Source organism: Streptomyces sp. NPDC051677, assembly GCF_044453465.1.
Lineage (GTDB): Bacteria > Actinomycetota > Actinomycetes > Streptomycetales > Streptomycetaceae > Streptomyces.
Genome location: NZ_JBITCT010000059.1, coordinates 50,399 through 57,922, shown reverse-complemented (window position 1 = coordinate 57,922; position 7,524 = coordinate 50,399). Strand labels below are relative to the sequence as shown.

The window sequence follows — 7,524 nt, the reverse complement described above, 5'->3', positions numbered from 1 at the left end:
CCCGCTACGACAAGACCGCCGAGTCCTACCAGGCAGCTGTCACGCTCGCCTCGCTCCTGATGTGGGCGTGACATTTGAAGACAACTCCTAGGGCGTGTCCTAGCTGGCCAGCGCCTGCTCCGGCTCGTCGCTCGCCCGGGGCTCCGTCAGCCGGACCTCGGGGAGTTCCCGGTGCGCGGGGTCCGTGACCTCGCCCACCAGCAGCTCCAGTACGTCCTCCAGGGCGACCAGGCCGAGTACCTTGCCGGACGCGTCGGCGACCTGCGCCAGATGGGTCGCCGCCCGGCGCATCACCGTCAGCGCGTCGTCCAGCGGGAGTTCGGACCGCAGTGTCGTCATCGGACGCCACACCTGCTGCGGCACCGCCCGCTCGGAGTCCTCCAGGTCGAGGACGTCCTTCACGTGCAGGTAGCCCATGTAGGCGCCGTTCTCCGCGGCTACGGGGAAGCGGGAGTAGCCGGTGCGGGCGGTCAGCTCGACGATCTCGCCCGGGGTGACCGACGGGCTGACCGTGACCAGGGACTCGCGCTTCAGCAGGACGTCCGTCACCGGGCGGGAGCCCAGTTCCAGCGCGTCCTCCAGCCGCTCCTGCTCCTCGGGGGCGAGGAGCCCGGCCTGGCCGGAGTCCTCCAGCAGCCGGTTGAGCTGCTCGCTGGTGACGACGGCCTCGACCTCGTCCTTGGGCTCGACGTTGAAGAGCCGCAGGATGCCCTGGGCGCAGGCGCCGAGGGCCACGGTGATCGGCCGGCAGACGCGGGCGAAGGCGACCAGCCCGGGGCTGAGCCACAGCGCGGCCTTCTCCGGGGCCGCCATGGCGAGGTTCTTCGGCACCATCTCGCCGATGACGAGGTGGAAGAAGACCACCGCGGCGAGGGCGATGACATACCCCAAGGGGTGGATCATGCCGTGCGGGAGGTGGATCCCCTCGAAGACCGGTTCCAGCAGCTTCGCGACCGTGGGTTCGGCGACCGCGCCCAGGGTGAGGGAGCAGACGGTGATGCCGAACTGGGCCGCCGCCATCATCTGCGGCAGCCGCTCCAGGCCGTACAGGACCTGACGGGCCCGTGCGGTGCCGAGGGGCTCGATCTGGCTGCGGCGGACGGAGACGAGCGCGAACTCGGCGCCGACGAAGAAGCCGTTGGTGAGCACGAGCAACGCGGCGAAGACGAGTTGGAGAACGCTCATCGGGCCACCTCCACGACCACGCCGGTGCGCACCAGCCGGACCCGTTCGGCCCGGTAGTGGCCGACCCGGCGCACCGAGAGCCGCCAGCCGGGCAGTTCGGCCCGGTCGCCGACGGCCGGGATCCGGCCGAGCAGGTCGGCGACGAGCCCGGCGACCGTCTCGTACGGTCCCTCCGGGACCTCCAGGCCTATGCGCTGCAGGGTGTCGACGCGGCAGCTGCCGTCCACGTCCCAGGCAGGCCTGCCCTCCTCGGGCGGGGCCGCGGCGAGTTCGGGCGTGTCCTGGCCGTCGTGCTCGTCGCGGACCTCGCCGACGATCTCCTCGACGATGTCCTCCAGGGTGACCACGCCGGCCGTGCCGCCGTACTCGTCGACGACGACGGCGATGGGCTGCTCGCTGCGCAGCCGGGCCAGCAGGGGCTGCACGGGCAGGGTCTCGGGGACCAGCAGCGCCGGGCGGGCGATCCGGCCGAGCGGGGTGCGCAGCCGGTCGTGGACGGGGATCGCCAGGGCGTCCTTGAGGTGGACCATGCCGACGATTTCGTCGATCTTCTCGCGGTAGACGGGGAACCGGGACAGGCCGGTGGCCCGGGTCAGGTTGACCACGTCCTCCGCGGTGGCCGAGGACTGCAGGGCGCTGACCTTCACGCGCGGGGTCATGACGTGCTGTGCGGTCAGCTCGGCCAGCGACAGCGTCCGCACGAACAGGTCGGCCGTGTCCTGTTCGAGGGCGCCGGCCTGGGCCGAGTGACGGGCCAGGGAGACGAGTTCGCCGGGGGTGCGGGCGGAGGCCAGCTCCTCGGTGGGCTCGACGCCCAGGGCGCGCACCAGGCGGTTGGCGACGGTGTTGAGGGCCGAGATCACCGGCCGGAAGAGACGGGAGAAGCCGGCTTGCGGGCCCGCGACGAACCGCGCGACCTGCAGGGGCTTGGACACCGCCCAGTTCTTGGGCACGAGCTCGCCGATCACCATCTGCACGGCGGACGCCAGCAGCATGCCGACGACCACGGCGACACCGGAGACGGCGCCCTCGGGGATGCCGATCGCGGTGAACGGGGTGTGCAGCAGCTCCGCGAGCGCCGGTTCGGCGAGCATGCCGACGACGAGGGAGGTGATGGTGATGCCGAGCTGGGTGCCGGACAGCTGAAAGGACAGTTCCTTCAGCGACTCGACGACCGTACGGGCTCGTCTGTCGCCCTCGGCTGCGGCTTTCTCGGCCTCCGGGCGTTCGACCGTGACGAGGCCGAACTCGGCGGCGACGAAGAAGCCGTTGGCGAGGATGAGCAGGAACGCGGCTGCCAGGAGCAGCAAGGGGATGGTCATGATGCCGCCGCCTCCGAACCAGGTCGGGTGGGGGCGGCGCAGGTACTACAGGACGAACCGTCCATCGCCGGAGGGAGTCACTCCTCGGGTAGCAGGAACCCCTGTGAGCCCGGCAGGGCACAACAGGGGCGGAGGCACAAGGGGAACGCCTCCGTCACCAGATTAATCAAGACAAGGGCTTCAGCGGCAGGGTGGACGGCCCTGAGTCAGCCCTGATCTTGCCCTGTGGACGCTTCGGGGTCCCGGACGGACCGGGCTTCCGCGAGGGCCCGCAGGGTGCGCGCGTCGGCGATGGCCTGCTGCCTGTCGATGCCCGGCTGGATGCCGAGGGCGGGCAGGCTGGTGCCGTCGGTGAGGTTCAGGAACACCCAAGGGTCGCCCGGACGGAGGTTCACCTGGATGATCTCCGCCCAGTCGAGTCGCCGCTTGCCGGCGATGTTCACCACGGTGACGCCGGAGTCGTCGGCGACGACGCGCACCCGGGCGAGCTGGGCCAGCGCCCAGAAGATGAGGGCGCCGGTGAGGATGAAGCTGAGCCGCTCCCCCGGGCCGAGTTTCTCCAGCAGCATCGCGATGGTGGAGATGGTGAGCAGGATCGCCACCCCGGCCGTGAGCAGCACCGCGCGGGTGCGGGCCGGCCGGAAGGTGACGGGGAGGGTGGGCAGGTCGCCACCCGGCAGCTGGGACATCGTCGCGTGGATCTCTCGGGGCCTCAGAGGCGGCAGGCGTGGATGGCCGTGGTCAGGATGGCGCGGGCGCCGATGTCGTACAGGTCGTCCATGATCCGCTGGGCTTCCTTGGCGGGGACCATGGCGCGGACGGCGACCCAGCCCTCGTTGTGCAGCGGGGAGACGGTCGGCGACTCCAGGCCCGGGGTCAGCGCGACGGCCTTCTCCAACTGCTCGACGCGGCAGTCGTAGTCCATCATCACGTACGTCCGGGCGACCAGGACGCCCTGGAGGCGGCGCAGGAACTGCTGCACCTTCGGCTCGGCGGCCTCTTCGGTCTCCGCGCCGGTGCGGCGGATCACGACGGCCTCGGACTTCATGATGGGGTCGCCGAACACCTCCAGGCCCGCGTTGCGCAGCGACGTGCCGGTCTCGACGACGTCGGCGATGACCTCGGCGACGCCCAGCTCGATGGCCGTCTCGACGGCGCCGTCGAGGTGGACGACGGAGGCCTCGATGCCCCGTTCGGCGAGGTGCCCCGCGACGATGCCCTCGTACGAGGTGGCGACCGTCTTGCCCTTGAGGTCCTCGACGCTGGTCGCGGTGCCCGGCTTGGTGGCGAACCGGAAGGTGGAGCGGGCGAAGCCGAGCGGGAGGATCACCTCGGCGTCGGCTCCGGAGTCGACCAGCAGGTCGCGGCCGGTGATGCCGATGTCGAGACGGCCGGAGGAGACGTAGATCGCGATGTCGCGGGGGCGGAGGTAGAAGAACTCGACCTCGTTCTCCGGGTCGACGATCCGCAGCTCCTTGGACTCCCGGCGCTGCTGGTAGCCGGCCTCATGCAGCATCTCCGCCGCAGGGCCTGACAGGGAACCCTTGTTGGGGACGGCGATGCGCAGCATGAGGCGAGCTTCCTTCGTTCGTGCGGGATGGGTGCGGATACGGCTTACAGGTGGGCGTACACGTCGTCCAGCGAGATTCCGCGGGCGACCATCATCACCTGGACGTGGTAGAGCAGCTGCGAGATCTCCTCGGCGGCTGCCTCCTTGCCCTCGTACTCGGCCGCCATCCAGACCTCTGCGGCCTCTTCGACGACCTTCTTGCCGATGGCATGGACGCCCTTGCCGACCAGTTCGGCGGTGCGGGAAGTGGTGGGGTCGCCGTTGGCGGCCTTCTGCTGGAGCTCGGCGAAGAGCTCCTCGAACGTCTTCTTGGACATGGTGCTGCCCACCCTAGCCGTATCGCCGGTGGGCCTATCGCCAGGGTTCAGATACTGAGCGGAGGGTGGCCGCGGTCGCCACCGCCGCGGTCACCGCCTCGTGTCCCTTGTCCTCGTTGGAGCCCTCGATGCCGGCCCGGTCCAGGGCCTGCTCCTCGGTGTCGCAGGTGAGGACGCCCATGCCGACGGGGACACCGGTCTCGACGGAGACCTGGGTGAGGCCCTGGGTGACGCCCTGGCACACGTACTCGAAGTGGGGGGTGCCGCCGCGGATGACGACGCCGAGGGCGACGATCGCGTCGTAGCCCCGCCCGGCCAGCACCTTGGCGACGACCGGGAGCTCCCAGCTGCCGGGGACCCGCAGCAGGGTCGGCTCGTCGATGCCCAGGTCGTGCAGGGCGCGCAGGGCGCCGTCGACCAGACCGTCCATCACCTTCTCGTGCCACTGTGCCGCGATGACGGCGACCCGAAGGTCACCCACATTGCGTACGGACAGTTCCGGTGCGCCCTTGCCGCTCACGTCTCTCCTCAGTTGCTGTTCTTACCGGTTCTGCTGGTGCTGCTGGTCCCGCTCGCTGGCGCTACTGGTTGCCGCAGGGGGACACGGGGGCCGTGTCCAGCCAGGGCAGGTCGTGTCCCATCCGGTCCCGCTTGGTGCGCAGGTACCGGATGTTGTGCTCGCCCGCCTGCACGGGCATCGGCTCGCGCCTGGTGACCTCGATGCCGTGCCGGACGAGCGCGTCGGACTTCTCGGGGTTGTTGGTCATCAGGCGCACGCTGTGCACGCCGAGGTCCTCGAGGATCTGCGCGCCGGCCCCGTAGTCGCGGGCGTCGGCGGGCAGGCCCAGCTCCAGGTTGGCGTCGAGGGTGTCGTGGCCCTGTTCCTGGAGCTCGTACGCCCGCAGCTTGGACAGCAGGCCGATGCCGCGGCCCTCGTGTCCGCGCAGGTAGACCACCACGCCCCGGCCCTCGCTCTGGATGCGCTCCAGGGACGCGTCGAGCTGGGGGCCGCAGTCGCAGCGCAGCGAGGCGAAGACGTCGCCGGTGAGGCACTCGGAGTGGACGCGGACCAGGACGTCCTGGCCGTCGCCGATGTCGCCGTGGACGAGGGCGACATGCTCGACGCCGTCGACGGTGGAGCGGTAGCCGTACGCGGTGAAGGCGCCGTGGACGGTGGGCAGCCGGGTCTCGGCCTCGCGCCGGACGGTGGGCTCGGAGCTGCGGCGGTAGGCGATCAGATCCTCGATGGAGATGATCGTCAGGCCGTGCTTGCGGGCGAACGGGATCAGTTCGGGCAGCCGGAGCATCCGGCCGTCCTCGCCGGCGATCTCGACGATCGCGCCGGCCGGGCGCAGCCCCGCGAGGCGGGCGAGGTCGACGGCGGCCTCGGTGTGGCCGTTGCGGGTGAGGACGCCGCCGGGCTTGGCCCGCAGGGGGAACACATGTCCGGGGCGGACGAAGTCGGTGGCCTGCGCCTCGCCGCTCGCCAGCAGTTGAAGGGTGGTGGCGCGGTCGGCGGCGGAGATGCCGGTGGTGACGCCGTGGGCGGCGGAGGCGTCGACGGAGACCGTGAAGGCGGTCTTCATCGACTCCGTGTTGTCCTCGACCATCTGCGGGAGGTTCAGGCGCTCCAGCTCGTCGCCCTCCATGGGGGCGCAGATCAGGCCGCGGCACTCGCTCATCATGAAGGCGACGATCTCGGGGGTGGCCTTCTCGGCTGCGACGACGAGGTCGCCCTCGTTCTCGCGGTCCTCGTCGTCGACGACCACGATCGGGCGGCCGGCCGCGATGTCGGCGATGGCCTGCTCGACGGGGTCGAGGGAGAAGTCTTCGATGCCGTCCGTGCTGTAGAGGATCGGTGCCGTGCTCATGCCGGCGCTCCTTCCAGAGCGGGTTGCGAAGCCTTGCGGGAGCGCAGCCACCAGTCGCGCATGCCCCACAGGACCAGCGCGCCGTAGATGACGTAGACGAAGCCGGAGAAGGCGTAGCCGTTGGCGAAGTTGAGGGGGACGCCGACGAGGTCGACGAGGAGCCAGGCGATCCAGAACTCGACCATGCCGCGCGCCTGGGCGTACATGGCGACGATGGTGCCGACGAAGATGTAGGCGTCCGGCCAGGGGTCCCAGGACAGGGACGGGTAGGCCTTGAAGAGCAGGGCGACGGCGACCGTGCCGACGGCGGCGGCGCCGACCATGGCCGCGCGCTCGGGCCAGGTGGCGAAGCGCGGGGTGATGGCGCCGTCCGCGGAGCGGCCCTTGCTCCGGTTCCACTGCCACCAGCCGTACAGGGCGACCGCCATGACGACGACCTGCTTGCCCGCGCTGCCGGTCAGGTGTCCGTAGAAGGCGCCGAAGAGGACGAGGCCGGAGAGGAACTGCACCGGCCAGGTCCACAGGGAGCGCCGCCAGCCGAGGGCGAGGGTGATCAGGCCGAGGATGTTGCCGATCATGTCCGACCAGAGGATGTGCTGGTCGAACATGACGAAGGCCTCGGAGTTCAGCGAGTTCACTGCCCCGCCCCCTGAGTGCCAGCTCCCTGAGTGGTGGTCAGCAGTCGCTCGACGTACTTGGCGACGATGTCCACCTCGAGGTTGACCGGGTCGCCGGGCTGCTTGAGGCCGAGCGTGGTCAGGGCGAGGGTGGTGGGGATGAGGCTGACGGTGAAGTGGTCGAGCCCGGCGTCCACGACCGTGAGGCTGATGCCGTCGACGGTGATGGAGCCCTTCTCCACGACGTACCGGGTGAGGTCGGCGGGGAGGGAGATCTTGATGATCTCCCAGTTCTCGGAGGGCTTGCGCTCCAACACCGCGCCGGTGCCGTCGACATGGCCCTGCACGATGTGCCCGCCCAGGCGGGCGCCGACGGCGGTGGGGCGTTCGAGGTTGACGCGGGAGCCGACGCCGAGGGCGCCGAGGCTGGAGCGGTTCAGGGTCTCCGCCATGACGTCGGCGGTGAACTCGTCGCCCTCGTGCTCGACGACGGTGAGACAGACCCCGTTCACGGCGATGGAGTCGCCGTGCTTCGCGCCGTCGGTCACAACAGGGCCGCGCAGCCGGAAGCGGGAGGCGTCGCCGAGATTCTCGACGGCGGTGACCTCACCCAGCTCTTCGACGATTCCGGTGAACACTTCC

Annotated in this window: 9 protein-coding genes; all 9 read right to left on the bottom strand. The window is 70.5% G+C overall.

What is annotated here, in order from left to right:
• Positions 1-99: 99 nt before the first annotated feature.
• Positions 100-1,185 carry a hemolysin family protein gene (locus ACIBAF_RS42385; protein WP_399470943.1) on the bottom strand — a complete coding sequence of 362 codons (1,086 nt, stop codon included), beginning with the start codon at positions 1,183-1,185 and terminating at the stop codon, positions 100-102.
• Entirely contained in the window at positions 1,182-2,507 is a 1,326-nt protein-coding gene (locus ACIBAF_RS42380) for a hemolysin family protein (protein ID WP_399470941.1), read from the bottom strand. The genes ACIBAF_RS42385 and ACIBAF_RS42380 overlap by 4 nt, the downstream gene beginning before the upstream one ends.
• Before the next feature lie 206 nt (positions 2,508-2,713).
• Entirely contained in the window at positions 2,714-3,196 is a 483-nt protein-coding gene (locus tag ACIBAF_RS42375) for a PH domain-containing protein (RefSeq protein ID WP_399470939.1), read from the bottom strand.
• Between the two features lie 23 nt (positions 3,197-3,219).
• On the bottom strand, positions 3,220-4,077 hold the full coding sequence (hisG, locus tag ACIBAF_RS42370; protein ID WP_399470937.1) for an ATP phosphoribosyltransferase: 858 nt from the start codon (positions 4,075-4,077) through the stop codon (positions 3,220-3,222).
• A 44-nt stretch (positions 4,078-4,121) separates the two neighbouring features.
• Positions 4,122-4,394, bottom strand: coding sequence for a phosphoribosyl-ATP diphosphatase (locus ACIBAF_RS42365; RefSeq protein WP_079665193.1), 273 nt, complete (start codon positions 4,392-4,394; stop codon positions 4,122-4,124).
• A gap of 34 nt (positions 4,395-4,428) precedes the next feature.
• A complete protein-coding gene (ribH, locus tag ACIBAF_RS42360; RefSeq protein ID WP_030613284.1) occupies positions 4,429-4,914 on the bottom strand; it encodes a 6,7-dimethyl-8-ribityllumazine synthase in 486 nt (161 codons plus the stop codon).
• Positions 4,915-4,975: 61 nt separating this feature from the next.
• Entirely contained in the window at positions 4,976-6,265 is a 1,290-nt protein-coding gene (locus ACIBAF_RS42355) for a bifunctional 3,4-dihydroxy-2-butanone-4-phosphate synthase/GTP cyclohydrolase II (RefSeq protein ID WP_399470934.1), read from the bottom strand.
• Positions 6,262-6,903 carry a nicotinamide riboside transporter PnuC gene (locus ACIBAF_RS42350; protein ID WP_399470932.1) on the bottom strand — a complete coding sequence of 214 codons (642 nt, stop codon included), beginning with the start codon at positions 6,901-6,903 and terminating at the stop codon, positions 6,262-6,264. The genes ACIBAF_RS42355 and ACIBAF_RS42350 overlap by 4 nt, the downstream gene beginning before the upstream one ends.
• A complete protein-coding gene (locus tag ACIBAF_RS42345; RefSeq protein WP_399470930.1) occupies positions 6,900-7,520 on the bottom strand; it encodes a riboflavin synthase in 621 nt (206 codons plus the stop codon). Before ACIBAF_RS42345 ends, ACIBAF_RS42350 begins: the two co-directional genes overlap by 4 nt.
• Positions 7,521-7,524: the final 4 nt, after the last annotated feature.